Source organism: Variovorax glucosi, assembly GCF_051216695.1.
Taxonomy (GTDB): domain Bacteria; phylum Pseudomonadota; class Gammaproteobacteria; order Burkholderiales; family Burkholderiaceae_C; genus Variovorax.
In genome coordinates, this window is the sequence record NZ_JBPJZE010000118.1 from 1 (window position 1) to 1384 (window position 1384).

Genomic DNA, 1384 nt, shown 5'->3' on the forward strand with positions numbered 1-1384 from the left:
CATGGACATGATCACCGTCGACCTCACGAACGTGCCCGATGCGAAGTTCGGCAGCGAGGTCACGCTGTGGGGCAAGTCGGCGAAGACGGGGGCCGTGCTCCCTATCGACGAGGTTGCCAAGGCCGGCGGCACGGTCGGCTATGAGCTCATGTGCGCCGTGGCGCAGCGCGTACCGTTCGCTCCCGTCGAAGGTCAATGAAGATCCTTTCCAACTGGCGCTCCGTGCGCCTGTGGGAAACGCAGGTCGAACGCGACCTGCATCGCAACTACAGCCTGCGCACGCACGGCATCCTGATCGGCACCTTCACCCTGCTGCTGATGTGGGGCGCGTCGGCGCTGCAGATGCACCTGCTGCATGTCGATTCGCTGGCAGTGCGCTACTTCCTTACGCTGGGCGTGGGGTACCTGGGCTATCTGCTGGTGCTGCGCTGGTGGGCCAGGCGGCTGGTGGAGGGCCGCAGGGCGGACTTCGATGTCGATGCGCCCGACATGGACTTCGGCAGTGGACGTGGCGGAGGCGGCTCACAAAGCCACGCGAGCGTTGGTGACGCTGGTGGTGGCGGTGACGGCAGCGTCATGTCCGACGTGGCGAGCGGCGCGCTCGACGTTGCCGGCGGCGCGGACGAAGGCGCGATCATCGTCGTGCCGGTGGTCGCCATCTTCCTGGTCTGCGTGGCCATCGTGCTCGGTGCGGGCTCGCTCGTGCTGCTGTACTTCAGCTGGGACGCATTGCTGGCTGTGGCCATCGAAGTGGCGTTCTCGTACGTATCGGCTCGCGCCGCGGTGCGCGTGGCGCGCGAGGGCTGGCTCATGGCGGCAGTGCGGCTCACGTGGAAGCCGCTGCTTGGTGCGGTCGCGAGCGCGGTGATCCTCGGCGCGCTGCTCGATCACTTCATGCCGCAGGTCAATTCCCTGCCCGAGGCGGTGCGCGTTCTGCTGAAGAAGCACTGAGCCCGAGCGCGCCGAGCAGGTGATCGACCAGCGCCTTGCACTTGGGCGCTATGAAGCGGTTGGGCGGGTACAGGATGTACGCGTGCCCCTGGTAGTTGCCCCGGTACTCCCAGCCGGGCAGCACGCGGACCACGCTGCCCGCGTCCAGCGCCTCCTGCGCGACGAAGGCCGGCACCACGGCCACGCCGAGGTCCGCCAGTGCGCCCTCGAGCCGAACCTCGCTGTGGTTGGAGACGTAGCGGCCGCGCACGATGACTTCCATCTCCTCTTTTTCTCCTTCTTCTTTTTCCTCTTCTTCCTTCCTGCTGAACCGCCAGTGGTTGTCGCGCTCGTGCTCGCCCAGCGAAAGGCAGCTGTGCGCAGCCAGGTCGCCCGGGTGCGCGATGGCGGCGTGCTCCGCCAGATAGCGCGGCGAGGCGCACAGGATGTGCGC

3 protein-coding genes are annotated in these 1384 nt (G+C 67.3%); 2 read left to right on the top strand and 1 reads right to left on the bottom strand.

Going from position 1 to position 1384, the window contains the following annotated elements; genetic code table 11:
- Both ACSFA3_RS23400 and ACSFA3_RS23405 read left to right on the top strand, forming a co-directional pair.
- On the top strand, positions 1-199 hold a 199-nt coding region (locus tag ACSFA3_RS23400), incomplete at its 5' end, for an alanine racemase C-terminal domain-containing protein (RefSeq protein WP_435507821.1).
- Complete coding sequence (locus ACSFA3_RS23405; protein ID WP_435471742.1) at positions 196-951, top strand: hypothetical protein; 756 nt, start codon at positions 196-198, stop codon at positions 949-951. The genes ACSFA3_RS23400 and ACSFA3_RS23405, both read left to right, overlap by 4 nt.
- On the opposite strand, the gene ACSFA3_RS23410 is transcribed toward ACSFA3_RS23405, so the two are convergent.
- On the bottom strand, positions 905-1384 hold a 480-nt coding region (locus ACSFA3_RS23410), incomplete at its 5' end, for a LysR substrate-binding domain-containing protein (RefSeq protein WP_435507822.1). The two genes, ACSFA3_RS23405 and ACSFA3_RS23410, sit on opposite strands and share 47 nt — an antisense overlap.

Bases quoted from the DNA above. Each gene is read 5' to 3' on its own strand.
- ACSFA3_RS23405 (WP_435471742.1), top strand. From the start codon at position 196: ATGAAGATCCTTTCCAACTGGCGCTCCGTGCGCCTGTGGGAAACGCAG.